This window comes from Paraburkholderia aspalathi (assembly GCF_900116445.1).
Lineage (GTDB): Bacteria > Pseudomonadota > Gammaproteobacteria > Burkholderiales > Burkholderiaceae > Paraburkholderia > Paraburkholderia aspalathi.
This window is the reverse complement of sequence record NZ_FPBH01000001.1, coordinates 372,265-396,587: the sequence shown is the minus strand read 5'-3', so window position 1 is coordinate 396,587 and position 24,323 is coordinate 372,265. Positions and strand designations below refer to the sequence as shown.

Sequence of the window (24,323 nt, the reverse complement as noted above, 5' to 3'; positions counted from 1 at the left end):
GCGGAAATGATTTATTCGGAACATCGCGCCGTCGCACCGGAAGTGTCGATCATCATCCCGGTGTACAACGAAGAGGCCGGGCTGGCCGCGCTGTTCGCGCGACTCTACCCGGCGCTTGACGCGCTCGGCACCGGTTATGAAGTGATCTTCATCAACGACGGCAGCCGCGACAAATCCCCCGCGCTGCTCGCCGATCAGTTCCGCGCCCGGCCCGACACGACCCGTGTGATTCTGCTGAACGGCAACTACGGCCAGCACATGGCGATTCTGGCGGGCTTCGAGCAATCGCGCGGCGAGATCGTGATCACGCTCGACGCCGACCTGCAGAATCCGCCGGAAGAAATCGGCAAGCTGGTCAACAAGATGCGCGAAGGCTACGACTACGTCGGCACGATCCGACTGCAACGCCAGGACAGCTTGTGGCGCCGCAAGGCGTCGCGCGCAATGAACCGTCTGCGCGAGCGCATCACCCGCATCAAGATGACCGACCAGGGCTGCATGCTGCGCGCGTACAGCCGGCACATCATCGACACGATCAATCGCTGCGGTGAAATCAACACCTTCATTCCGGCACTCGCGTACACGTTCTCGCAGAATCCGGTCGAGATCGAAGTCGCGCACGAAGAGCGTTTTGCCGGCGAGTCGAAGTACTCACTGTATTCGCTGATCCGTTTGAATTTCGACCTCGTCACCGGTTTCTCGGTAGTGCCGCTGCAATGGCTATCGTTCATTGGCGTGATCCTGTCGCTCGGATCCGCGGCGCTGTTCGTGCTGCTGCTGATTCGGCGCTTTATCATCGGCGCGGAAGTGCAAGGTGTGTTCACGCTGTTCGCTGTCATCTTCTTCCTGCTTGGCGTGATCATCTTCGCGTTGGGCCTGCTGGGTGAATACATCGGCCGGATTTATCAGCAGGTGCGCGCGCGTCCGCGTTATCTGGTGCAGACGATTCTCGAGCAGCGCGACGGCACCACCGTGACCGAAGCGCCGCGTCAGGCGGTTGTGCAAGCCGTGCAGGCCGCGCCGCTGATCGATCAGGACCCAAATCCATGAAGCCGCGCGCCGTCGTTTTCGCGTATCACAACGTCGGCGTGCGCTGCCTGCAGGTGCTGCTCGCGCGTGGCGTCGACGTGGCGCTGGTCGTCACGCATGAGGACAGCCCGACCGAAAACATCTGGTTCGGCAGTGTCGCCTCGGTTGCGGCCGAGCACGGCATTCCCGTCGTCACGCCGGCCGATCCGAAGAACCCGGAACTGCGCGCCGCGGTGAGCGCCGCGCGCCCGGACTTCATCTTCTCGTTCTACTACCGCCACATGTTGCCGGTCGACCTGCTGGCGCTCGCCGCTCGGGGCGCTTACAACATGCACGGCTCGCTTCTGCCGAAGTACCGCGGCCGCGTGCCGACCAACTGGGCGGTGATCCACGGCGAAACCGAAACCGGCGCGACGCTGCACGAAATGGCCGCCAAACCCGACGCGGGCGCGATCATCGCGCAAACGCCGGTGCCGATCCTGCCCGACGACACCGCCGCGCAAGTGTTCGACAAGGTCACGGTGGCCGCGGAACAGACTTTGTGGCGCGTGCTCCCGGCGCTGCTCGCGGGCGAAGCGCCGCATCTGCCGAACGATCTGACGCACGGCAGCTACTATGGCGGGCGCAAGCCCGAAGACGGCCGGATCGACTGGACGCAAGCCGCGCAGCAGGTCTACAACCTGATCCGCGCGGTCGCGCCGCCCTATCCCGGCGCGTTTACGGATCTCGAAGGCCGCCGTTTCATCATCGCCCGTGCGCGTCTGGCCGCGCCCGGCGCGCTTCGCTCGGATTTGCCCCCGGGCCTGCACGTAAGCGATAATGCCGTTTTTGCGATATGCGGCGACGGTCGCTCGATCGCCATCCACGAATTGCGGCACCTGCACGACGGCAGCGAAACCGTCGTTACCCCGTCCGAATTCGCCCGGCTCATCCAAACTCCCCTCGAAACTCCCCGTTACTCATGAAAAAAGTCCTGATTCTGGGTGTGAACGGCTTCATTGGCCATCACCTGTCCAAACGCATTCTCGAAACGACCGATTGGGAAGTCTTCGGGATGGACATGCAGACCGAACGTCTGGGTGACCTGATCAACCATGAGCGGATGCACTTCTTCGAAGGCGACATCACGATCAACAAGGAGTGGGTGGAATATCACATCAAGAAGTGCGATGTGATCCTGCCGCTGGTCGCGATCGCCACGCCCGCCACGTACGTGAAGCAACCGCTGCGCGTGTTCGAACTCGACTTCGAAGCGAACCTGCCGATCGTGCGTTCGGCCGTCAAGTACGGTAAGCACCTCGTGTTCCCGTCGACCTCCGAGGTCTACGGCATGTGCACGGACGAGCAGTTCGATCCGGAAGAGTCGCAACTGTCGTACGGCCCGATCAACAAGCCGCGCTGGATCTACGCGTGCTCGAAGCAGTTGATGGACCGCGTGATCTGGGGTTACGGCATGGAAGGCCTGAACTTCACGCTGTTCCGTCCGTTCAACTGGATCGGCCCGGGCCTCGATTCGATCTACACGCCGAAGGAAGGCAGCTCGCGCGTGGTCACGCAGTTCCTCGGCCACATTGTGCGCGGCGAGAACATCAGCCTCGTGGACGGCGGCGCACAAAAGCGTGCGTTCACGGATATCGACGACGGCATCGGCGCGCTGATGAAGATCATCGAGAACAAGGACGGCGTCGCCACGGGCAAGATCTACAACATCGGCAACCCGACCAACAACTTCTCGGTGCGCGAGCTCGCGCACAAGATGTTGACGCTGGCCGCCGAATTCCCGGAATACGCCGAACTGGCCAAGAAGGTGCAGCTGGTCGAAACGTCCTCGGGCGCCTACTACGGTGCGGGCTACCAGGACGTGCAGAACCGCGTGCCGAAGATCGACAACACGATGCAGGAACTCGGCTGGGCGCCGAAGTCGACCTTCGACGAAGCGCTGCGCAAGATTTTCGAAGCGTATCGTGGCCATGTCGCCGAAGCGCGCGCCCTCGTCGAACAACAATAAGGCCTGATCCTTGGCTCGTATCGTCCTGAAGATCGACGTCGACACGCTGCGCGGCACCCGCGAAGGCGTGCCGAATCTCGCGCGCATCTTCGACCGCTTCAAGGCGCGCGCCACTTTCCTCTTCAGCCTCGGGCCCGACCACACCGGTTGGGCGATGCGCCGCGTGTTGCGGCCGGGCTTTCTGAAGAAGGTGTCGCGTACCTCGGTGGTCGAACATTACGGCATCAGGCAATTGATGTACGGCGTGCTGCTGCCGGGTCCGGATATCGGCGTGAAAACTGCCGCGGAAATGCGCGCGATTCACGAGGCCGGTTTCGAATGCGGCATCCACACCTGGGACCACGTGTACTGGCAGGACAACGTGCGTTCGCAAGATCAGGAGTGGACCGAGAAGCAGATGCAGAAGAGCTTCAACCGCTTCGTCGCGATCTTCGGCGCGCCGCCCGTCACGCACGGTGCGGCGGGCTGGCAGATGAACGGACATGCGTTCGAGCAGATCGACGCGTGGGGCATGCGCTACGCGTCCGACGGGCGCGGCCACTCGCCGTATCTGCCGATGGTCGACGGCCGGCAACTGTCGCACGTACAGATGCCCACCACGCTGCCCACGCTCGACGAAGTGCTGGGTGTGGATGGGGTCGACGAGCACACCGTCGCCGCATGGATGTTGAAGCACACCGAAAACAATCCGCACGATCAGGTGTTTACGCTGCACGCGGAGCTCGAAGGACAAAAGCTCGCGCCGATTTTCGAACAGCTGCTGGAAGGCTGGCGGGCGCAAGGTCATACCTTCGCGACCATGGGTGATTACTACGCCACGCTAGACCGCAGCACGCTGCCATCGTACCCTGTTACGTGGGGCGAAATTCCAGGTCGCTCCGGCGAGTTGATTGTCCAGCCCTGACTGGCCAATCTCTCGCCGGCACTGACGACCAGGCCGCGCGAGCGACCACCACACGCGCCAGTCGCCCTCCCCGAAAGCCTCGATGCCAGGCCGACGCCGCAGCAGTTGCAAGTGCAAATGCTGCGGCGTCGGCCATAACAACCGGAGAACCTCGTGCCCATCGCAGTCGACCAACCCATCCCCGACTTTACCGCCCCCGCAACCGGTGGCGAGATCACGCTGTCCAAGCTGCGGGGCAAGAAGGTGGTGCTGTATTTCTACCCGAAGGACAACACGCCGGGCTGCACGACCGAAGGTCTGCAATTCCGCGATCTGTATCCAAAGTTCAAGAAAGCCGGCGCGGAAATTCTCGGCGTGTCACGCGATAGCCTGCGCTCCCATGACAATTTCAAGGCAAAGCTCGAACTGCCGTTTCCGTTGATCTCGGACCCCGAAGAAACCTTGTGTGCGCTCTTCGGCGTCATGAAATTGAAGAAAATGTATGGCAAAGAAGTGCGTGGGATCGAACGCTCCACGTTCCTGATCGACGCCGAAGGCGTGCTGCGCCAGGAGTGGCGTGGCGTGAAAGTGCCAGGGCATGTCGATGACATTCTGGAGGCTGTACAAGCGCTTTGAGGCGCGTTATATTGGTTTCCAATGAGTGCCTGTCCACCCCACACTTTTCGTCGCTGCGCCGGACTTGACGGCCGTTTTATCGGCTCCGTCGAAGTCATGAGGCGCAACGCGATAACCGAAGGCGAGCCGCTTGTCCCGTACGCCGGGGCGGCGGCTTTTTTAATTGCGCTAAGCCGTGCGTTCACTCGGCCACGCGCTTCCGTTAAGGAGCCGATCGAAAACCAGGCGAACCGGCATCTCTAGACCGAATGCGCGCCTCCGGGCGCAAACTGCGTGCGCACTCACTGGCACCGGCAGAATGCGACAGGCGGCGCACGAAATGTGACCCGATTAATTCGAGGGAAACCATGCCTTTGCCTACCCCCCCCAGCAAGCTCGGCAATCTCCTGCCGCCTGACGAATACAAGGCCAAAGCCGCCACGCCGGCGCGCTCCGCCGCGAAGAAACAGGCAGTCGGAGGGGAATCAGCAGAGTCGGCCGATTACGGCCGCGCGAACGTCGCCACACCGATGGCGCACGCCGCCAATGCCGCGACCACGTTGCGGCCCGTGCCGGCATCGTCGGCCTCCCCTGCTGCGTCTGCATCCGCCGAGCAAGCTGCACCGGCGCGTGGACGCAAATCGAAGCAGACCGCCGCATTGCTGCAACCGGTTCCCGCTGCCCGTCCGCAAGCCGAGCCGGCAGTCGTTCCTACGCCTGCGGCCAAATCGCAGCCGGTCGTCGCGCGCGCGCCAAGCGCGAAAGACCCGGCCGCCAGCACGCCCGCAGCCGTGGCACCCAGCACGCGCGGCACCAGCAAGAAGCGCGGCGCGTCCACCGACCCGCTCGAAATGCAGAAGCTTTTCGTGCTCGACACGAACGTGCTGATGCACGATCCAAGCTGCCTGTTCCGTTTCGAGGAACACGACGTCTATCTGCCGATGATGACGTTGGAAGAACTCGACAACCACAAGAAGGGCATGTCCGAAGTCGCGCGTAACGCTCGCCAGGTGAGTCGTACGCTGGACGCGTTGGTGGCGAACGCCGGCAACATCTCTGACGGCATTTCGCTGGCGCGTCTCGGCAGCCGTGAGGCGTCCGGACGCCTGTACTTCCAGACCAAGCTCAACGCCATCGAGCCGGTCGAAGGCCTGCCGGATGGCAAGGCCGACAACCAGATTCTCGGCGTGGTGCGGGCGTTGCAGCGCGACCGGATGGATCGCCAGGTCGTGCTGGTGTCGAAAGACATCAACATGCGGATCAAGGCGCATGCACTCGGCCTGCCCGCGGAAGACTACTTCAACGACCAGGTGCTCGAAGACAGCGATCTGCTGTACTCGGGCATCCGCGCGCTGCCCCAGGATTTCTGGACCAAGCACGCGAAGGGCATGGAGAGCTGGCAGGACACCAAAACTGGCACCACGTATTACCGCGTGACGGGACCGCTCTGCGCCTCGATGCTGGTCAACGAATTCGTCTATCTGGAGCCGCAGAACGGCGAGCCGACGTTTCATGCGCTAGTACGCGAGCTGAACGGCAAGACGGCGCTGCTGCAGACCTTGCGCGACTACGGCCACCACAAGAACAACGTGTGGGGCATCACGGCGCGCAATCGCGAGCAGAACTTCGCGCTGAACCTGTTGATGAATCCGGAGATCGACTTCGTTACGCTGCTGGGTCAGGCCGGTACCGGCAAGACGCTGGTCGCGCTCGCGGCTGGTCTTGCCCAGGTGCTCGACGACAAGCGCTACAACGAGATCATCGTGACGCGCGCCACGGTGCCGGTCGGTGAAGACATCGGCTTTCTGCCGGGTACGGAAGAGGAAAAAATGCAGCCTTGGATGGGTGCATTCGACGACAACCTCGAAGTCCTGCAGAAAACCGACGATGCCGCCGGCGAATGGGGCCGCGCCGCGACTCAGGAGCTGATCCGCTCGCGCCTGAAGGTCAAGAGCATGAACTTCATGCGCGGCCGTACGTTCGTTGACAAGTATCTGATCATCGACGAGGCGCAAAACCTGACGCCGAAGCAGATGAAGACGCTGGTCACGCGAGCGGGTCCGGGCACGAAGATCATTTGTCTCGGCAATATCGCGCAAATCGATACGCCTTACCTGACAGAAGGCAGTTCGGGCTTGACGTACGTGGTCGACCGCTTCAAGGGCTGGGCGCACAGCGGGCATGTGACGCTGGCGCGCGGCGAGCGTTCGCGCCTGGCGGATTACGCGTCGGAGATCCTTTAAGTTTCAATGCTTTAGCTTCGGCTAGAAGCCGCGTCCGGGTCAGCCCGGACGCGGCTTTTTTATTGGGCACGCGTTCCCGCTGGGCAACACTTAGCGCACAAACTTCAAGTAAGTTATCAAGAATTCTTGCCTGAGCCAGGTTCGACGGGCTACCATCCGGAAATCGTCCGCCATTAAACGAGCGTTTACCGCTCCCTTCGTCTTCATGCGCCGACTCGCCTTTTCGCTGCTGACCGTTTTGCTGCTCGCCGCTTGCGCCGGTGCGCCGCAAAAGACGTCGCGCGGGCCGGGTTCATCTGTCGTGGTTACGAACGGCGCTTATCATGCGCCGCCGCCGGGCTTCCCGAATTTCGTCGACCACAGCATCGGGCGCGAGGAAATCTCGATCCAGGCGATGAGTCTGGTCGGCATTCCATACCGCTGGGGTGGTAATACGCCTGATAGCGGCTTCGATTGCAGCGGATTGGTTCGCTATGTGGTATCGCGCGCCGCTTCCGTGAATCTGCCTCGGACTACGGCGGATATGAGCGGCCGCGGCGAATCCATCGAACCGGATGAAATTGCGCCGGGCGATCTGATTTTCTTCAACACCACCGGACGCGCGCATTCGCACGTCGGCATTTATGTGGGCAAGCTGCGCTTCGTCAACGCGCCGTCGACAGGTGGCACCGTGCGGCTCGACTACCTGACCAATCCCTATTGGGCCAAGCGCTTCGACGGTATTCGTCGGGTAGCAGCGCCGGCTGCGACACCGGCGCCGTTCGATACGCCGAGCTATCAGGCTGCGGCGCCTCAACCCGAGCGTGTCGCGCCGGTGGCTCAGACTCAGTCGGCACCGGCTTATGCAGGTGTCGCGGTGGCGGCGCAAGCTTCGGGCTACTCCGCGAATTCTGCGGCGACGCGACCTTCGGGCTATGCGGGAGCTCCTGTTGCGGCGGAAGCTTCGAGTTATACCGCGGACCCTGTGGCGCCACAGCAAACGGCGCGTGTCGCGGCAACCACTCGTCCGCCGCTGACTGCAAGCGGTCAACCTACGGTGGCCGCGGCTGCGGCACCGCTAGCTGATCCGTTCGAACCCCCGCCGCCTGGTATGAGCGCCGCGCAGATGCAAGCGCGTGCGGCAGGCGCGGTGTCTCCCGGGTCTGTGTCGGCCGCTCAGGCGAATACGTATGACGCTGCTGCCGGCTCAGCGAATCAGCAGACGGCGGCTGCGCGTACTGAACCGCCAACGGTTACAGCTCGTACGCCTGATCCGATCGACGCCGCTGCCGATGCGTTCGAGCCGCCTCCTCCCGCTTCCGTCGCCGTGCGCCAGGCTCGGCAAGCGCAGCAAGCCGATGGGAATGCGGGCGTGCAGATCATGCGCGCCTCGACAGCAGCGCGTGGCATCCCTGCCCCGACGCAAACCACCGACGACCCGATCGCGCGCTTCGCCAACGGCAGTTACTAACGATTCAGTCAGTGGCGCGTGACGCACGGCTCGTCACTCATAGCGATGACCGTGCCGCCCGAATTCAGTCTCCCGGTAGCGCGCACACTCCTCACCTCGACTCTGCCCATCCCCGCTGCGCTGCCGATCTGCTATCGTCATCGATATTCTTCCGACAGCGGGTGATAAAGATGGATCTCGGGCTGAATGACAAGGTGGTGTTAATCACGGGCGGCAGCAAAGGGATCGGGTTCGCCTGCGCCCGGGCGTTCGCCCTCGAGGGCGCAAAAGTCGCGATCGTTTCGCGCGACCCCGCCAACCTCGCGCGCGCTTACGAACAGTTAAAGCAGGAGGGTCTGCACGTGCATCGCACCCGTGCCGACCTGCACGAACCGCACAGTGCTGCGGACATCGTCGAGGAAGTCAGCACCGCCGTCGGACCCATCGACATCTTGATCAACAGCGCCGGCGCAGCCCGCCGCTATGATCCAGAAACGCTGGACGCCGACGCGTTCCGCGCGACCATGGAAGCCAAGTATTTCCCCTACATCTACCCGCAGCAGGAAGTGCTGCGGCGCATGGCCGAGCGCGTCAAGGCCGGCGACGGCGCCGCACCCGGCACGATCGTCAACATCATCGGCATGGGCGGCAAAATCGCTAGCGACATCCATATCGCCGGCGGCGCCGCCAACGCCGCGCTGATGCTGGCCACCGTCGGCCTCGCCCACTACTACGCGCGCTACGGCATCCGCATCAACGCAATCAATCCGGGTTCAACACTGACCGAACGCGTCGAAGAAGCGGTCAGGCTGGAAGCGTCGCAGCAAGGCATCGAAAACGCGGACGCGCTGGCGCGCGGGCAGGCCAAGGTGCCGCTCGGACGCTATGCAAAACCGGAGGAAATCGCTGACGTCGCGCTGTTTCTGGCGAGCCGCCGCGCGAGCTATGTGACGGGCGCAATCGTCCCGATGGATGGAGGCAGCACACCGCTGATCTGAGCGGCGCGCTTTATTTGCAGCTTTAGGGGTGTGAGGCCCGGTGCTTTTGGCGCCGGGCTCCGAGACAGAGCTTTGAAGCCTGAAAACGCGCGGACGGCCTTTGTCGTCCGCACTGCATTTACAGGAAGCGATGGCCGAGCCACCAGGCAGCCGCGGAGAGCGCTGCGGAAGCCGGAATCGTCAGAATCCACGCCCAGACTATGTTGCCCGCTACTCCCCAACGCACCGCGCTCAACTTCTGCGTCGCGCCGACACCGACGATCGCGCCGGTAATCGTATGCGTGGTGGACACCGGAATGCCGAGCCACGACGCGGTGAAGAGCGTAATCGCCCCACCCGCCTCGGCGCAGAAACCGCCGACAGGCTTCAGCTTGGTGATCTTCTGGCCCATCGTACGGACAATCCGCCAGCCGCCGAACAACGTACCAACGCCCATCGACAGATAGCAGCCACCAATCACCCACAGCGGCGGTGCATCCGCGATCGACGACGCGTAGCCGGTCGCGATCAGCAACATCCAGATGATGCCGATGGTCTTCTGTGCGTCGTTACCGCCGTGGCCGAGGCTGTACAAGCCTGCGGACACCAGTTGCAGACGCCGGAAGCGTCGGTCGACCTTGCTCGGTGGTGTGCGGAAGTACATCCACGACACCGCCAGCATGAAGAACGAGCCAAGCACAAAACCGAGCAGCGGCGAGACGAAAATGAAGGCAACCGTCTTCATCAACCCGTCGATGTTGAGCGAACCCCAGCCCGACTTGGCGAGCGCCGCGCCCACCAGGCCGCCGATCAGCGCATGCGACGAGCTGGACGGAATACCGTAATGCCACGTGATGATGTTCCAGCCGATCGCCCCGACCAGCGCGCCGAAAATGACGTAGTGGTCAACGATATTCGGATCGATCGTGCCCTTGCCGACCGTCTGCGCCACCTTCAGGTGGAACACGAAATAGGCGATAACGTTGAATGCCGCCGCGAAGGCCACGGCCTGCTGCGGCTTCAGCACGCCGGTCGACACGACCGTGGCGATCGAATTCGCCGCGTCGTGGAAGCCGTTCATGAAGTCGAAAATCAGCGCGACGGCGACCAGGCCGGCAACGACCCAGATAGCGAGTTGTATCGATTGCATTATGCGTTTTCCAGCACGATGCCTTCGATGATGTTCGCCACGTCCTCACACTTGTCGGTGATCGTTTCGAGCAGTTCGTAAATGGCCTTCAGCTTGATCAGCGTCTTGACGTTGTCTTCTTCGCGGAAAAGCTTCGACATTGCCGAGCGCAGCACGCGGTCGGCTTCCGATTCCAGACGGTCGATGTCCTCGCACGCCTTCAGGATCTGGCTCGCCTGCTTCATGTCCGACAGCAGGCTGACGGCGAACTGCACACGCTCGGAGGTGGCCGTGCAGATATGCGCCAACTGGCTCGCCTCGGAGGTCACCGCCTGCACGTCGTACAGCGAGATAGCGGTGGCGACGTCCTCCATCAGATCGAGGATGTCGTCCATCGTGGTGATCAGCTTGTGGATCTCGTCGCGGTCGAGCGGCGTGATGAAGGTCTTGTGCAGCAGGTCGATGGTTTCGTGCGTGAGCTTGTCAGCGGCCTTTTCGGCCTTCTGCACGTTTTGCTTGTGGGTCTCGGCGTCCTGCAGGTTGTCGATCAGCAGTTCGAGTTCGCGGCTTGCTGAGACGATGCACGTTGCGTGCGCATTGAAAATTTCAAAGAACTTGCCCTCGGTGGGCATGAATCGACCGAACATTGGGATCCCGAAAATTGGTCACATTATGGCTGACATAAAACCGCCACATTGTACCGTTCCGGGATCGATGCCGCACTTTTGAAAGCACCGTTACAACAGTCCCAACAGTTATCTCCGCAGTTGTGTCTCTACTCGCTGTAGAAATTCTGCGCGCCGGCAAAATTGTCGAACTTCGTGAATTGGCCGTGGAACGTGAGCCGAACAGGGCCGATCGGACCATTCCGCTGTTTACCGATGATAATCTCCGCCGTGCCCTTGTCAGGGCTGTCCGGGTTGTAGACCTCATCGCGGTAAATGAACAGAATGACGTCCGCATCCTGCTCGATAGCGCCGGATTCACGCAAGTCGGACATGATCGGCCGCTTGTTCGGGCGCTGTTCTAGACCCCGGTTGAGCTGCGACAAGGCGATCACGGGTACGTCGAGTTCTTTGGCGAGACTCTTCAGCGAACGCGAGATTTCCGAGATTTCGGTCGCACGGTTTTCACCCGACGACGAACCGCTCATCAGCTGCAAATAGTCGATGATGATCAGGCCCAGCTTGCCGCACTGGCGCGACAGTCGACGCGCGCGCGAGCGCAGTTCCATCGGGTTCAAACCACCGGTTTCGTCGATGAAAATCTGCGCCTCGCTCATTTTCTGCACCGCGTGCGTGAGCTTCGGCCAATCCTCGTCAGTCAGACGCCCAGTCCGCATACGGTGCTGGTCGAGCCGGCCGACCGAGCCCAGCATACGCATGGTGAGCTGCGAGCCCGGCATTTCCATGGAGAACACGGCGACCGGCAGGCCATACTCGACCGCCACATACTCGCCGACGTTCATCGAAAACGCCGTCTTACCCATCGACGGGCGCCCTGCCACGATGATCAGCTCACCACCGTGCATGCCCGAAGTCATGCGATCCAGATCGACGAAGCCAGTCGGCGTGCCCGTCACATCGCTCGGATTCGCGGTGTGATACAGCGTGTCGATCCGCTCCACCACCTCGGTCAGGAGCGGCCCGATCTCCAGGAAGCCCTGCGTACCACGCGCGCCGTCTTCAGCAATCGAAAACACCTTCGATTCGGCTTCGTCCAGCAACTGGCGGACTTCCTTACCCTGCGGGTTGAAAGCGTCGGCGGAAATTTCGTCGGCCACGGATACGAGACGGCGCAGCACCGCGCGATCGCGCACGATTTCCGCATAGCGGCGGATATTGGCCGCGCTCGGCGTGTTCTGCGCCAGCGCGTTCAGGTACGCCAGACCGCCGACCTCTTCCGCCTTGCCCGAGGTGCCGAGCGCCTCGTACACGGTAATCACGTCGGCCGGACGCGTCGCCGCGATCAGCTTGCCGATGTGCTCGAAAATGATGCGGTGGTCGTATCGGTAAAAATCGCTCTGCGACAGGAAGTCGGCGATGCGGTCCCATGCCGCGTTGTCGAGCAGCAGGCCGCCCAGCACCGACTGCTCGGCTTCGATCGAATGCGGCGGGACTTTCAGCGACTCGATTTGGGGATCTTTGGACGGTGCGTTCATGGAGAGGAATTATCGGGTAAATGCGCGCGGAGGGAAATCAAAACCGATACTTCGATACATCGGAAACGGGCAACAAAAAAAGGCAGGGGCCGGTCACCCGGCCCCTGCCTTTTGCCAGTAACAACCTGGCAGATGCTAACTGATGCTTAGACGTGTTCGCCGATCACAGCCACGTTGACATCGACGAGAACGTCGGTGTGCAGCGAGATCTGAACAGCGTGGTCGCCAACCAGCTTCAGCGGGCCTTCCGGCAGACGCACTTGCGCCTTTTCCACTGCGAAGCCTTGCTTGACCAGTGCGTCAGCGATGTCCGCGTTCGTCACCGAACCGAACAGACGGCCGTCGACGCCAGCCTTCTGATTGATCTGAACTGTCGAGCCTGCCAGCTTTTCGCCTTGAGCTTGAGCGGCAGCCAGCTTTTCAGCGGCGATCTTTTCCAGTTCTGCACGGCGAACTTCGAATTCGGCCAGGGCTTCCTTCGTTGCACGGCGAGCTTGCTTGTTCGGGATCAGGAAGTTACGTGCGTAACCGTCCTTGACCTTCACGATATCGCCCAGGTTGCCCAGATTGACGACTTTTTCCAGAAGAATAATTTGCATTCGGATACTCCTTATCGCGTCGTCGGGTTAGGCCTTGTGCTGGTCGGTGTACGGCACCAGCGCGAGGAAACGTGCGCGCTTGATTGCTGTATCCAGCTGGCGTTGATAGTGCGACTTCGTACCCGTGAGACGCGCCGGCGTGATCTTGCCGTTTTCGCCGATGAAGTCCTTCAGCGTTTCGAGGTCCTTGTAGTCGATGTGATCGACGCCAGCGGCCGTGAAACGGCAGAACTTCTTGCGCTTGAAGAGCGGATTTTGTTGCTGACGACGCTTGTCGAATTTCTTACCAGTCGGGCGGGGCATGTTCAGTCCTTTCCAATGTCCTGCAATTCTGTGATGTGAAATACCAGAGTTCTTGCGTTGCGGTGCTTTTTCGCCAGAAAGCCTGTGAAGAGCGTTTCTACGCCCATCTGACAGCCTTCCAGCTTACCGCTCGCCTCACCTGCGGCTACCGCCTGCATGGTCAGTTCGACTTGCCGGGCAATACCGGCTTCGACGACTTCCGTGCGGTGGTGCAACGTGCAGCCTGCAATCGGAACGCCGGCGGGGGTATACCGCACCGGTTCGCGTTCAACGACGCTGGCCGTAAGTTGCAGCCGATTCATGTAGCCTTTGGCGAGAGCGACGCTTTCGTCTGGTAGCTTAAATAGTGTGTCTTAAGCCTGCGCTTCGGACGGTTGCGTAGCAGCCGACTTCTTGGCTTCTTCGCGCTGCACTTCCTTCATCATCGGCGACGGGCCGGTTTCGGCCTTCTTCATCTTGACGATCAGGTGACGCAGAACCGCGTCATTGAACTTGAATGCGTGTTCCAGCTCGTCGAGCGTGGTTTGGTCGCATTCGATGTTCATGCAGACGTAGTGAGCCTTCGCGAGTTTCTCGATCATGTAGGCCAGTTGGCGACGGCCCCAGTCTTCGATACGGTGGATCTGGCCACCGTGCGAGGTGATCGTGCTCTTGTAACGCTCGATCATGGCGGGCACTTGCTCGCTCTGATCGGGGTGCACAATAAAGACGATTTCATAATGACGCATACACACTCCTTGTGGACTTGTGGATTAGAGCCACCCGGGCGTCTGAACCGGTGTGGCAAGTGAGAAGCCAAAGAGTGTAACCCGATTAGGACCGGGTTGCAAGATATCCCGTTAATCCGGCGCCCGAATCGGGTGTGTTTTCAAGGGTTTAGGACGAAGCGGATAAACGGGGAACAAACGGGAACGCAAGGCCGCCACGCGTGCGCGCCCGGGAAAATCACGCCCGGAGCGCGCACACGAAGCCCGCTCAGCCCCCCTCGGTCTGCTCGCTGCCGCCCGCCAGACGGGCTTTCAGCGCCTTTTCGAGCCCACTGAGCGCGTCCGGCGCGGCGTCGGTGACCGCCCACCAGGTCATCCCCTGCGCGTTCCAGTGCGCAAGCGAGTAACCCTCGCGAGTCTGCGCCATCGAAAGCCCGGCGGCGGCTTCTGGTCCAGCATCGGCGGAGTGCGCTTCCGGAAACACATAGACGTCGATGATGTGCTTCTGATAGCGGTACACCAGCACCGCCACCCGCTGATGCGCGATGTAATCCAGCCGGCCGCCTTCAAGCGGAAAACCGCTCGCCGCGAGGTCCTCGACCGGCGGCGAATAGTCGATCCGGCCGTTGAACCATGGCTTGACCGTGTGCCGGTCAGTCGAAATGACGTCGATGTCGTGGCCGGACATTTGCGCCCGCACATGGCTTTCGACCAGTTCATCGGAGAACCCGCCACCTTGCGCGGGACGATGCTGGCTCATGGTCACGCCCACCGCCACCGCACCGAGCGCGACCACCAGCGCGACGAGCCAGCCCTGCCCGATCATTGCCCCTGAGCCTGAACCTACGCCGCCGCCCGGCCGTCCCATCGCACCTTGCGGACGCAGCCAGCCATTCAGCCAGTTGCCCAGCCAACTGCGCTTCGGCCTCGGCTGTGCCGTGGCCCGCGGGGCTTCGATAGGCTCGTCAGCGGCCACGTCACCCTCCGGGAGGGCAGCAAGAATCCGCGCCCGCAGGGCATCCGGCGCCCGGTAATAAGGCTGTGCGCGCAGCGAGGCGCTCAACGTATGCAGGTTTTCGCTTTCGCGCCGGCAGGCGTCGCAGCTCTCGATATGCTGCTGGACGCGCTGTGCATCCGGCGCGGGCAATTCGTGGTCGGCGTTCGCATCGAGGAGCGGCCGCGCTTCGTTACAGTCCATCTGGCGTCTCCTGAGTTAAGCCGGCAGCACTCGCGCCGGGGTTGTTGGATGGACGGCCGTTGGAGGCCGCCCGGAGTGGTGTGACAGAAGCCGTGGGCGCCGCAGAGGTACCCGACGGTGTTGCTCGCGGCGGACTTCCACCTCCCGGAAGGCCACCACCCTGCTTCGCCATCAGCAGCGTGGCCAGCTTGCGCCTGCCCCGCGCGAGTCGCGACATCACCGTGCCGATCGGCACATCGGCGACCATCGCGATCTCCCGGTAACCCATTTCTTCAAGCTCCCGCAGGATCAGCACCTCCCGATACTCGACCGGCAACTGCGCCAGCGCCTCGTGCACGAGCTTCGTGTCTTCGTCGCGGATCAGGAGCGTCTGCGGATCCGCGCCGCCCGTGCTCCAGCCGTCGAAGGTCGCCTCGTCCATCGTGTCGTCGAACTCGACCACCTCGTGCGACGACGCCCGCCGCCGCCATTCCGTGTACCAGGTGCGGCGCACGATCGCCAGCAGCCACGGTCGCGCGGAGTCGCCACGGAACGTGTCGAAGAAACGAAACGCGCGCATGAATGCTTCCTGCACGACGTCGTCGGCATCGTTGGCGTTACCGCACAGCCAGCGCGCAAGGTTGTACGCGGCGTCGAGATGCGGGAGCGCCAATTCCTGAAAACGGCGGTTCCTCGCTGCATCGGCGCCATCGTGCGCGCGGGCGGCATTTGAATCGGGTTGACCCACCTCGGCCCTCCGGGCATTGCGGCTAAGCTATTGACTCGTCATCCAACATGACCGGCTGCATACCAAGTTTATTCCCGGCTTCGCGTGAAATCCGCGAAAAATTACCGTCAGCCCGCACTCAGTAAGTCGGACGATTCCAGTAATCCTCGCTGGCATACACCTCTTTCAGGTAGTCGATGAAGTAGCGCACCTTGGCCGGCACGTAACGCTGCTGCGGATAGACCGCCAGAATGTCGTAGTCGGGCAGCGCGTATTCATCCAGCACGGTTTCCAGTTCGCCGCGCGCCAGTTGCTGCTGGATTTCCCACGTGGAGCGCCAGCCGAGCCCGAGCCCTTCTGACACCCAGCGGTGCAACAACTCGCCGTCGTTGCAGTCGAGCGTGCCGCCTACCCGCACCGTCGCTAGTTTGCCGTTGCGGCGGAAGTACCAGCCGCGGTTCTGGCCGCCTTGCAAGTTGAACGCGAGGCAATTGTGCTGCGGCAGATCTTCGAGTGTTTTGGGTTTGCCGTATTTCTTGAAATATTCTGGCGTACCGCACACCACGCGCCGGTTCGACGCCAGCTTTACCGCGACGAAATTAGGATCGACCGCGCCGCCGATCCGGATCGACAAGTCGTACCCCTCGCGTACCAGGTCCACGACCCGATCGGTCAGGTTGAACGACACCTGCAATTCCGGCTTATCCGCGAGAAAAGCCGGCGCAAGCGGCGCAACATGTTTGCGCCCGAACGCGGCCGGCGCCGACACGATCAGATGACCGTTCACCGCGCGCCGTCCGGCGCTCAATTCGTTTTCCGCCTGATCCCACTCGGTGAGCAGGCCACGGCAGCGCTCGAGAAACGCCGCGCCTTCTTCGCTGACCACGAGGCGCCGCGTCGAGCGGTACATCAGTTTCACGCCGAGGCGCTTTTCAAGCGCGTCGATGCGGCGCCCGAGAATCACCGGCGACACCCCCTCCTCCAGCGCCGCGGCCGCGAGGCTGCCCGCATCGGCGACGCGCACGAAAGTTTCGATTTGTTTGAAGCGGTCCATTTTTGTCTCCGGTCCCACGCAAGCGGGTTGCAACCGCCTTGTGCCCCTCTCCTACCACCAGGCCCATTCCATACTTTTTGTTTCGAAATAAGCGACCCGGACTGATCTTATCAAACCTTTAGGTGAAGCCTACAGTTCGAACAACACCTTTGGTTTGCATATCCGTCAGCGAATTCGTCAGCCGACCTATTCGCCCACCCAAGACATTCAGGAGACATTCATGGCCAAGATGAGAGCCGTCGACGCAGCCGTGCTGGTGCTCGAAAAAGAAGGCATCAACACCGCATTCGGCGTTCCGGGCGCAGCAATCAACCCGTTCTACTCGGCCATGCGCAAAGCAGGCAGCATCAGCCATGTGCTGGCGCGTCACGTCGAAGGTGCGTCGCACATGGCCGAAGGCTATACGCGCGCCCAGCCGGGCAACATCGGTGTGTGTATCGGCACCTCGGGCCCCGCCGGCACCGACATGATCACCGGTTTGTACTCCGCTCAGGCCGACTCGATTCCTATTCTGGCTATCACGGGCCAGGCGCCGCGTGCGCGTCTGTACAAGGAAGACTTCCAGGCCGTCGATATCGAATCGATCGCCAAGCCCGTCACCAAGTGGGCCGTCACCGTGCGCGAACCGGCGCTGGTGCCGCGCGTGTTCCAGCAGGCTTTCCATCTGATGCGCTCGGGCCGTCCGGGTCCGGTGCTGGTCGACCTGCCGATCGACGTGCAGCTCGCCGAAATCGAATTCGACATCGACACGTACGAGCCGCTGCCGGTCTACAAGCCGAAAGCGACCCGCAAACAGATCGAAGCCGCGTTGAAGCTTTTGAATGACGCTGAAAAGCCGTTGATCGTTTCGGGTGGCGGCGTGCTGAACGCAGCCGCTGAAGACCTGCTGGTTGAATTCGCCGAAACCGTCGGCGTGCCGGTGATCCCGACGCTGATGTCGTGGGGCGCGATTCCCGACGACCATCCGCTGATGGCCGGCATGGTCGGCTTGCAAACCTCGCACCGCTACGGCAACGCGACGATGCTCGCCTCCGACTTCGTGCTCGGCATCGGCAACCGCTGGGCGAACCGTCACACGGGCAGCGTCGAGGTTTACACCAAGGGCCGTAAGTTCGTGCACGTGGACATCGAGCCGACGCAGATCGGCCGCGTGTTCGGCCCGGACCTCGGCATTGTGTCGGACGCGAAGTTCGCGCTCGAACTGTTCGTTGAAGTGGCGAAGGAATGGAAGGCTGCCGGCAAGCTGAAGGACCGCAGCGCATGGGTCGCCGATTGCCAGCAACGCAAGCGGACGATGCATCGCAAGACGCACTTCGACAACGTGCCGATGAAGCCGCAGCGCGTGTACGAAGAAATGAACCAGGTGTTCGGCCGCGATACCTGCTACGTGAGCACGATCGGTTTGTCGCAGATCGCCGGCGCGCAATTCCTGCACGTCTACAAGGCGCGCAACTGGATCAACTGCGGCCAGGCAGGCCCGCTCGGCTGGACGATCCCGGCAGCGCTCGGCGTGCGTGCAGCAGACCCGCAACGTCCGATCGTCGCACTCTCGGGCGACTACGACTTCCAGTTCATGATCGAAGAGCTGGCAGCCGGCGCGCAATTCAAGCTGCCGTATGTGCATGTGGTGGTGAACAACTCGTACCTCGGCTTGATTCGCCAGGCACAGCGCGCATTCGATATGGACTTCTGCGTGCAGCTCGGCTTCGAGAACATCAACTCGCCGGAGACGAACGGCTACGGCGTGGACCACGTCGCGGTTGCCGAAGGCCTGGGTTGCAAGGCGATCCGCGTGTTCAAACCGGAAGAACTCAAGCCGGCCCTGCTGAAAGCGCAATCGATGCTCTCCGAGTTCAACGTGCCGGTGATCGTCGAAGTGATCCTCGAACGTGTGACCAACATTTCGATGGGCACCGAAATCGACGCGATCAACGAGTTCGAAGAACTGGCCGAGAAGCGCGAAGATGCGCCGACGGCAATCAGCATGCTCGACTGAGCTTTGTGACTTTGCAGTAGATGAGCGCGATTCAGCGGCGTAGCCATTCAAGGCCACTGAATCGCCTCATGAAGTTATTCCACTGACCGACCAGCGAGACAAAAAGCACCATGCCGAAATTTGCAGCGAATCTCACCATGCTGTTCAACGAAGTCCCGTTCCTCGACCGCTTTGCGGCAGCGTCGGACGCGGGCTTCAACGCCGTCGAATTCCTGTTTCCGTATCCGTATCAGATCGCTGAATTGAGCGAACGTCTGCAGCAAAACCGTTTGAAACTCGTGTTGCACAACCTGCCCGCGGGCAACTGGGAAGCGGGTGAACGCGGCATCGCATGCCTGCCGGATCGTGTGGGCGAGTTTCAGGAAGGTGTCGGCCGCGCGATCGAATATGCGAGCGCCCTGAAGGTGCCGCAACTGAATTGCCTCGTCGGCATTCCGACTGCGGGCGTCGATGCGGACAAGGCGCGCGCGACGATCGTCGACAATCTGCGCTTCGCCGCGGGCGAACTGAAAAAAGCCGGCATCAAGCTGCTGGTCGAGCCGTGCAATTCGTACGACATCCCTGGCTTCGCGTTGAACCGTTCGGGCGAAGGCCTCGACGTGATTCGCGCGGTGGGCTCGGACAATCTGTTCCTGCAATACGACATCTATCACATGCAACGGATGGAAGGCGAACTCGCGGCAACGATCAAGAAGAATCTGCCGCAGATCGCGCACATCCAGCTCGCCGACAACCCGGGGCGCAACGAACCGGGCACCGGTGAAATCAACTACCCGTTCCTGTTCGACCTGCTCGACTCGCTCGGCTACGAAGGCTACGTCGGTTGCGAATACAAGCCGCGCACGACCACCGCCGCCGGCCTCGGCTGGGTACAGAGCGTGGCCGGGCAAACCCGCGGCGCAGCCCACGCCGCTGCCTGATCGGCTCATCGATCGGCTAGGCACATCACCCCAAACAACACTGGAGATTTAGACACATGGCAAAGATCGGTTTCATCGGCCTCGGCATCATGGGCGCGCACATGGCGCGCAACCTCATCAAGGGCGGTCATTCGCTGTTCGTGAATGGCGCTTATCCGGTGCCGGAAGATCTGAGCAAGACGACCACCGTGGTCGCCAATTCGACCGCTGTCGCCCAAGCTGCCGACATCGTCATCATCATGGTGCCGGACACGCCTGACGTCGCTAACGTGCTGTTCGCGGACGACGGCGTCGCCGCCGGCCTCACGCAGGGCAAGCTGGTGATCGACATGAGCTCGATCTCGCCGCTCGACACGCAAGCCTTTGCGAAGAAGATCAACGCGCTGGGCGTCGACTACCTGGATGCACCGGTCTCGGGCGGCGAAGTCGGCGCGCGTGAAGCGTCGCTGACGATCATGGTCGGCGGTCCGGAAAAAGCCTTTGCTCTCGCCAAGCCGCTGTTCGAACTGATGGGCAAGAACATCTCGCTGATCGGCGACAACGGCGCGGGTCAAACGTGCAAGGTCGCGAACCAGATCATCGTCGCACTGAACATCGAAGCGGTGGCTGAAGCCCTGCTGTTCGCGTCGCGCTCGGGCGCGGATCCGGAACGTGTGCGCAAGGCATTGATGGGCGGCTTCGCTTCGTCGCGCATTCTCGAAGTGCATGGCGAGCGTATGACCAAGCGTAAGTTCGACCCGGGCTTCCGCATCGAACTGCATCAGAAGGATCTGAACCTCGCACTCGACGGCGCACGCAAGCTCGGCATCGCCCTGCCGCATACGGCGAGCGCGCAGCAACTGTTCAGCGTATGCGCGGCGAATGGCGGCAAGGCATGGGATCACTCGGCCATGGTGCGCGCGCTCGAAATCATGGCGAACTACGAAGTCGCGCAAGCGCCGGGTAGCGAAGCCAAGGCAGCTTAAGCAACAACAAGGTTGCCGTGACGGTTGCGGTTTCAACGTGACCGTCGTGGCAACCGCAGGTGGGGCGCCCGGTTCGTCGTGCGGCGTGCATGGCGGAACGGGCAAATCGTGTCGCTCTGGGCTGAGAGCGGCAAGTGGGGTCCGCAGCGGCACCCGGCGGCGCCGGGGAAGCCTTGGTCGGTCAGACGTCGTCGTCGGGTGTCCGGCTGTCGGATTTCAAATTTATGCGTTTTCCGCCAATCTCTCGCAGCGGCTGCATCATGCATGCCGCCTGCCAGTACCTCTCAATGCAGGTCTCCTCGCACGTGTGCTCGCAAGTCCGCTTGCATTTGCTTGCAACTCCGCGCCCGCGGCACGACCTTTTTTGACACATCCCTCCCCGCTTTTCTCCTACACTCGTTGAGTCTGGTTGCTGGCGTATCAGCGTTCACATGCGGCTCGCCGATTATCGCGGCACATGTGCTCAGTTTTATTCGCCCGATTCGCAACCAGAGTTCAACCCGTGAGCGGAATGTGCTTGCGCCGGTAACCCCTCTGCAAAGGATTCAGCATGAGCATTTTTGGTGACATCGTAAACAAGCTCTTCGGCAAAGCGAAGCCCGACCAGCCTGCGCCTGCGGTTGAGCCGACACCGGATCCGGCAGCGGCACAAGCTGCCGCACCAGACGCTGCGCCGGCACCGCCGCCGCTGACTGACGTCGACGTCGCGGTCGTCATGGACCAGTTCGTGAGTGAGAGCGGGCAAACGTTGAACTGGCGCACGTCGATCGTCGACACGCTGAAAGCGCTCGGCGTCGACAGCAGCCTCGAGCATCGTAAGCAACTCGCCCAGGAACTGAAGTACAGCGGCGACACGAACGATTCGGCAAGCATGAACATCTGGCTGCACAAACAGGTGATGCTAGCGCTGGCGGCGAACGGCGGGAAGTTGCCTCCGGATCTGGCGTCCTAAATGCTTGCCTGCGCCGCCTGTTTCCGGCGATAGCGATCAACGTTAAGCTGTAACGACAACGCGGCGCTCCGGTCAATGACCTGGGCGCCGCGTTGTCATTCAAGCTTCATGTGCGGGACACGGTTCTGACTTCGAACCGGGCCGCGCGCGTTAAATCAATCAGTACGTATCGAAAGTCTTCTGCAACGCAACCGGCCCTGTGCCGCCCGCGGCCAATGCCAGCATCAGCAGCACGCGTGCCTTGTACGGATTCAGCGAACCTGCGCTGACGAAACCAAGTGCATCGTCGGCGGCCGCTCCGTTGCGCATCACATGCCCTGAACCCACGCGCGACGCACGCACCACCACGACGCCTTGCGAAGCGGCATCGGCCAGCGCCTGCTGCACCGAGGCGTGAATCGAGCCGTTACCCGTGCCCGCCACGACGATACCGCGCACACCCGCAGCAACCAACGCGTCCACGGCAATGCGCGAAACGCCCGCGTAGCTCACGACGATCTCCACATGCGGCCACTTCGCGCCGATCACGAATTCGGTTGCGAGCGTATGCGGACGCACCACGCTGCGCTGGAATTCGACGCGACCGTCCTGCACCCAGCCGAGCGCGCCGATATCCGGAGACTGGAAGGCATCGACTGCATACGTGCTCGTCTTGACCACGTCGCGTGCGCTGTGAATCTTGTTGTTGAACGCCACCAGCACGCCCTGCCCGCGCGAACCCGCGTGCGCCGCAACCGTCACTGCGTTCAGCAGATTCAGCGGACCATCGGCGGACAGCGCCGACGCCGGGCGCATGGCGGCGGTCAGCACGACCGGCTTGTCCGACTTGATCGTCAGATGAAGCAGATAGGCGGTTTCTTCGAGTGTATCGGTGCCATGTGTGACCACCACGCCGTCGACGTCATCGTCGGCGAGCAGCGTGTTGATACGTTGTGCGAGCGTGGTCCACAATGACATTTCCATGTCTTTACTGTCGACGCTGGCAATCTGCTCAGGCGCGATGCGCGCCACCGTGGACAAGGCCGGCACCACGGCCAGCAATTGCTCGACGCCGACCACGCCGGCCTGGTAGCCCGATGTATTAGTGGCGTCCGCGGCCGCGCCGGCGATCGTGCCGCCGGTCGCCAGCACGGCGATGCGCGGCAGCAGCGGCGTAGCGCCTTCGCCTGAAGGCGTGGCGGAGGAAGAAGTCAAAGTATTCATGGCGGCGATTGTAAGCGATGCGCCGCGCGCCGCCATGCGTGAAAAAACGGATACCCGTTCGTTTCGGAGCTGGATGAGGCCGGCGCTCCGTGCGCCACGCGTTTGCGCGGCGTTTACATCAAGGCCGGCTACAGCCCGCTTGAAGATCGCACGTTTGGCGCCGCAATGAATTCACGCGGCGCCTTGCGTGCCGTGCGCCGAACCGCAACGATCCGGCGCATCCCTCAAACCGCTTCGCGCAACTGTGCGGCGATTTCCGCTTCATTCAACTGCGGCGCGAACATTTCGATCAGCCGGTACGCGTATGCGCGCAGGAACGCGCCCTTGCGCAGGCCGACCCGCGTCGTGCTCGCTTCGAACAGATGCTGCGTATCCAGCGCGACCAGTTCCGTGTCGCGTTTCGGATCGTAGGCCATCGCGGCAACCACGCCGATGCCCATGCCAAGTTCGACGTACGTCTTGATCACGTCGGCATCGATGGCGGTCAACACAACATCAGGCAATGCACCCGCTTTCGCGAACGCCTGATCGATGTGCGAGCGGCCCGTGAAGTCCTGGTCGTAGGTAACGATCGGGAATTCGGCAATCTCGTCGAGCGTCAGGTTTTCGCGGCCCACCAGCGGATGCCCCTTCGGCACGACCACGACGTGATGCCACGAATAGCACGGGAACGTGACGATATCGGGGAAGCGGTCGAGCGCTTCCGTCGAAATGCCGATGTCCGCTTCGCCGTTGATGATCATCTGCGCAATCTGCTGCGGGCTGCCCTGGCGCAGCGCCAGATGCACCTTCGGGAACACCTCGGTGAATTGACGGATCACCTTCGGCAGCGCGTAACGCGCCTGGGTGTGAGTCGTCGCCACGACCAGGTGGCCGCTGTCCTGATCGGCATATTGACGCGCGACGCGGCGCAGATTCTCCGCATCGAGCAACATCCGCTCGATCAACTGATGCACAGCCTTGCCCGGCTCGGTGAGGCCCGTCAGACGCTTGCCGCGCCGGATGAAAATATCGACGCCGAGTTCGTCTTCCAGATCCTTGATCTGTTTCGACACACCCGACTGCGACGTGTACAACACGTTCGCCACCTCAGTCAGATTCATGTTCTGACGCACGGCCTCGCGCACAAAGCGCAATTGCTGAAAGTTCATCTGTATGTCTCCGGTTGAGCCAGAGTTGAGTTATTAGAGTTTGATTGAAACGCCGAGTGTTGTTGCGCTGCCTGTGTTGCTGCCTGTGTTGATGC

24 protein-coding genes are annotated in these 24,323 nt (G+C 61.9%); 12 read left to right on the top strand and 12 right to left on the bottom strand.

Features of this window, described 5'->3' with window-relative positions:
• The first annotated feature begins 6 nt into the window (after positions 1–6).
• The 8 genes from BM438_RS01805 (at position 7) to BM438_RS01765 (ending at position 9,205) form a co-directional block, all read left to right on the top strand.
• Positions 7–1,050 carry a glycosyltransferase gene (locus BM438_RS01805; protein ID WP_093632624.1) on the top strand — a complete coding sequence of 348 codons (1,044 nt, stop codon included), beginning with the start codon at positions 7–9 and terminating at the stop codon, positions 1,048–1,050.
• Complete coding sequence (locus tag BM438_RS01800; protein ID WP_093632623.1) at positions 1,047–1,994, top strand: formyltransferase; 948 nt, start codon at positions 1,047–1,049, stop codon at positions 1,992–1,994. The genes BM438_RS01805 and BM438_RS01800 overlap by 4 nt, the downstream gene beginning before the upstream one ends.
• Positions 1,991–3,037 (top strand): bifunctional UDP-4-keto-pentose/UDP-xylose synthase, encoded by a 1,047-nt coding sequence (locus tag BM438_RS01795; RefSeq protein ID WP_093632622.1) that lies wholly within the window; start codon positions 1,991–1,993, stop codon positions 3,035–3,037. Before BM438_RS01800 ends, BM438_RS01795 begins: the two co-directional genes overlap by 4 nt.
• A gap of 10 nt (positions 3,038–3,047) precedes the next feature.
• Complete coding sequence (locus tag BM438_RS01790; protein ID WP_093632621.1) at positions 3,048–3,941, top strand: polysaccharide deacetylase family protein; 894 nt, start codon at positions 3,048–3,050, stop codon at positions 3,939–3,941.
• A gap of 153 nt (positions 3,942–4,094) precedes the next feature.
• Positions 4,095–4,556, top strand: coding sequence for a peroxiredoxin (locus tag BM438_RS01785; RefSeq protein WP_054034536.1), 462 nt, complete (start codon positions 4,095–4,097; stop codon positions 4,554–4,556).
• A gap of 347 nt (positions 4,557–4,903) precedes the next feature.
• A complete protein-coding gene (locus BM438_RS01775; protein ID WP_093632620.1) occupies positions 4,904–6,778 on the top strand; it encodes a PhoH family protein in 1,875 nt (624 codons plus the stop codon).
• A gap of 205 nt (positions 6,779–6,983) precedes the next feature.
• A complete protein-coding gene (locus BM438_RS01770) occupies positions 6,984–8,228 on the top strand; it encodes a C40 family peptidase (protein WP_093632619.1) in 1,245 nt (414 codons plus the stop codon).
• Between the two features lie 170 nt (positions 8,229–8,398).
• Positions 8,399–9,205 carry an SDR family oxidoreductase gene (locus BM438_RS01765; protein ID WP_093632618.1) on the top strand — a complete coding sequence of 269 codons (807 nt, stop codon included), beginning with the start codon at positions 8,399–8,401 and terminating at the stop codon, positions 9,203–9,205.
• 118 nt (positions 9,206–9,323) lie between these two features.
• Here BM438_RS01765 and BM438_RS01760 read toward each other — a convergent pair whose 3' ends face one another.
• From BM438_RS01760 to BM438_RS01715, 10 genes are all read right to left on the bottom strand, one after another.
• Complete coding sequence (locus tag BM438_RS01760) at positions 9,324–10,334, bottom strand: inorganic phosphate transporter (protein WP_093632617.1); 1,011 nt, start codon at positions 10,332–10,334, stop codon at positions 9,324–9,326.
• A complete protein-coding gene (locus BM438_RS01755; RefSeq protein ID WP_012432805.1) occupies positions 10,334–10,960 on the bottom strand; it encodes a DUF47 domain-containing protein in 627 nt (208 codons plus the stop codon). The genes BM438_RS01760 and BM438_RS01755 overlap by 1 nt, the downstream gene beginning before the upstream one ends.
• A 128-nt stretch (positions 10,961–11,088) precedes the next feature.
• Positions 11,089–12,474 (bottom strand): replicative DNA helicase, encoded by a 1,386-nt coding sequence (locus BM438_RS01750; RefSeq protein WP_063495982.1) that lies wholly within the window; start codon positions 12,472–12,474, stop codon positions 11,089–11,091.
• A 146-nt stretch (positions 12,475–12,620) separates the two neighbouring features.
• On the bottom strand, positions 12,621–13,073 hold the full coding sequence (gene rplI, locus BM438_RS01745) for a 50S ribosomal protein L9 (RefSeq protein ID WP_054034563.1): 453 nt from the start codon (positions 13,071–13,073) through the stop codon (positions 12,621–12,623).
• A 27-nt stretch (positions 13,074–13,100) separates the two neighbouring features.
• Positions 13,101–13,376, bottom strand: a complete 276-nt coding sequence (gene rpsR, locus BM438_RS01740; protein ID WP_007182109.1) for a 30S ribosomal protein S18 — start codon at positions 13,374–13,376, stop codon at positions 13,101–13,103.
• A gap of 2 nt (positions 13,377–13,378) precedes the next feature.
• Entirely contained in the window at positions 13,379–13,678 is a 300-nt protein-coding gene (priB, locus tag BM438_RS01735) for a primosomal replication protein N (protein ID WP_028196682.1), read from the bottom strand.
• A gap of 51 nt (positions 13,679–13,729) precedes the next feature.
• The gene (rpsF, locus tag BM438_RS01730; RefSeq protein ID WP_006048823.1) at positions 13,730–14,104 is read right to left on the bottom strand and encodes a 30S ribosomal protein S6; all 375 of its coding nucleotides are present in this window, start codon (positions 14,102–14,104) and stop codon (positions 13,730–13,732) included.
• Between the two features lie 247 nt (positions 14,105–14,351).
• Complete coding sequence (locus BM438_RS01725) at positions 14,352–15,281, bottom strand: anti-sigma factor family protein (protein ID WP_093632616.1); 930 nt, start codon at positions 15,279–15,281, stop codon at positions 14,352–14,354.
• Complete coding sequence (locus BM438_RS01720; RefSeq protein WP_093632615.1) at positions 15,271–16,008, bottom strand: RNA polymerase sigma factor; 738 nt, start codon at positions 16,006–16,008, stop codon at positions 15,271–15,273. The genes BM438_RS01725 and BM438_RS01720 overlap by 11 nt, the downstream gene beginning before the upstream one ends.
• A gap of 118 nt (positions 16,009–16,126) precedes the next feature.
• The gene (locus tag BM438_RS01715) at positions 16,127–17,041 is read right to left on the bottom strand and encodes a LysR family transcriptional regulator (protein WP_093632614.1); all 915 of its coding nucleotides are present in this window, start codon (positions 17,039–17,041) and stop codon (positions 16,127–16,129) included.
• A 220-nt stretch (positions 17,042–17,261) separates the two neighbouring features.
• Between BM438_RS01715 and gcl the strand changes: the two genes are divergently transcribed.
• The 4 genes from gcl to BM438_RS01690 all read left to right on the top strand — a co-directional run bounded on the left by gcl (position 17,262) and on the right by BM438_RS01690 (position 21,874).
• The gene (gcl, locus tag BM438_RS01710; RefSeq protein ID WP_093632613.1) at positions 17,262–19,037 is read left to right on the top strand and encodes a glyoxylate carboligase; all 1,776 of its coding nucleotides are present in this window, start codon (positions 17,262–17,264) and stop codon (positions 19,035–19,037) included.
• A 110-nt stretch (positions 19,038–19,147) separates the two neighbouring features.
• Positions 19,148–19,957: a hydroxypyruvate isomerase gene (hyi, locus tag BM438_RS01705; protein WP_093632612.1), complete on the top strand. Its 810-nt coding sequence runs from the start codon at positions 19,148–19,150 to the stop codon at positions 19,955–19,957.
• Between the two features lie 56 nt (positions 19,958–20,013).
• A complete protein-coding gene (locus BM438_RS01700) occupies positions 20,014–20,922 on the top strand; it encodes a 2-hydroxy-3-oxopropionate reductase (protein ID WP_054034569.1) in 909 nt (302 codons plus the stop codon).
• A 550-nt stretch (positions 20,923–21,472) separates the two neighbouring features.
• On the top strand, positions 21,473–21,874 hold the full coding sequence (locus tag BM438_RS01690; RefSeq protein ID WP_093632610.1) for a DUF3597 domain-containing protein: 402 nt from the start codon (positions 21,473–21,475) through the stop codon (positions 21,872–21,874).
• A gap of 159 nt (positions 21,875–22,033) precedes the next feature.
• Here the strand turns inward: BM438_RS01690 and BM438_RS01685 are convergent, their stop codons facing one another.
• Together BM438_RS01685 and BM438_RS01680 are read right to left on the bottom strand one after the other, a co-directional pair.
• Entirely contained in the window at positions 22,034–23,077 is a 1,044-nt protein-coding gene (locus BM438_RS01685; RefSeq protein ID WP_093632775.1) for an asparaginase, read from the bottom strand.
• Between the two features lie 224 nt (positions 23,078–23,301).
• Complete coding sequence (locus tag BM438_RS01680) at positions 23,302–24,228, bottom strand: CysB family HTH-type transcriptional regulator (protein ID WP_093632609.1); 927 nt, start codon at positions 24,226–24,228, stop codon at positions 23,302–23,304.
• Positions 24,229–24,323: the final 95 nt, after the last annotated feature.

Coding starts and splice junctions, on each gene's coding strand:
- BM438_RS01805 (WP_093632624.1), top strand. CDS start 7: ATGATTTATTCGGAACATCGCGCCGTCGCACCGGAAGTGTCGATCATC.
- BM438_RS01800 (WP_093632623.1), top strand. CDS start 1,047: ATGAAGCCGCGCGCCGTCGTTTTCGCGTATCACAACGTCGGCGTGCGC.
- BM438_RS01795 (WP_093632622.1), top strand. CDS start 1,991: ATGAAAAAAGTCCTGATTCTGGGTGTGAACGGCTTCATTGGCCATCAC.
- BM438_RS01775 (WP_093632620.1), top strand. CDS start 4,904: ATGCCTTTGCCTACCCCCCCCAGCAAGCTCGGCAATCTCCTGCCGCCT.
- BM438_RS01770 (WP_093632619.1), top strand. CDS start 6,984: ATGCGCCGACTCGCCTTTTCGCTGCTGACCGTTTTGCTGCTCGCCGCT.
- BM438_RS01765 (WP_093632618.1), top strand. CDS start 8,399: ATGGATCTCGGGCTGAATGACAAGGTGGTGTTAATCACGGGCGGCAGC.
- BM438_RS01760 (WP_093632617.1), bottom strand. CDS start 10,334: ATGCAATCGATACAACTCGCTATCTGGGTCGTTGCCGGCCTGGTCGCC.
- BM438_RS01755 (WP_012432805.1), bottom strand. CDS start 10,960: ATGTTCGGTCGATTCATGCCCACCGAGGGCAAGTTCTTTGAAATTTTC.
- BM438_RS01750 (WP_063495982.1), bottom strand. CDS start 12,474: ATGAACGCACCGTCCAAAGATCCCCAAATCGAGTCGCTGAAAGTCCCG.
- rplI (WP_054034563.1), bottom strand. CDS start 13,073: ATGCAAATTATTCTTCTGGAAAAAGTCGTCAATCTGGGCAACCTGGGC.
- rpsR (WP_007182109.1), bottom strand. CDS start 13,376: ATGCCCCGCCCGACTGGTAAGAAATTCGACAAGCGTCGTCAGCAACAA.
- priB (WP_028196682.1), bottom strand. CDS start 13,678: ATGAATCGGCTGCAACTTACGGCCAGCGTCGTTGAACGCGAACCGGTG.
- rpsF (WP_006048823.1), bottom strand. CDS start 14,104: ATGCGTCATTATGAAATCGTCTTTATTGTGCACCCCGATCAGAGCGAG.
- BM438_RS01725 (WP_093632616.1), bottom strand. CDS start 15,281: ATGGACTGTAACGAAGCGCGGCCGCTCCTCGATGCGAACGCCGACCAC.
- BM438_RS01715 (WP_093632614.1), bottom strand. CDS start 17,041: ATGGACCGCTTCAAACAAATCGAAACTTTCGTGCGCGTCGCCGATGCG.
- gcl (WP_093632613.1), top strand. CDS start 17,262: ATGGCCAAGATGAGAGCCGTCGACGCAGCCGTGCTGGTGCTCGAAAAA.
- hyi (WP_093632612.1), top strand. CDS start 19,148: ATGCCGAAATTTGCAGCGAATCTCACCATGCTGTTCAACGAAGTCCCG.
- BM438_RS01700 (WP_054034569.1), top strand. CDS start 20,014: ATGGCAAAGATCGGTTTCATCGGCCTCGGCATCATGGGCGCGCACATG.
- BM438_RS01690 (WP_093632610.1), top strand. CDS start 21,473: ATGAGCATTTTTGGTGACATCGTAAACAAGCTCTTCGGCAAAGCGAAG.
- BM438_RS01685 (WP_093632775.1), bottom strand. CDS start 23,077: ATGAATACTTTGACTTCTTCCTCCGCCACGCCTTCAGGCGAAGGCGCT.
- BM438_RS01680 (WP_093632609.1), bottom strand. CDS start 24,228: ATGAACTTTCAGCAATTGCGCTTTGTGCGCGAGGCCGTGCGTCAGAAC.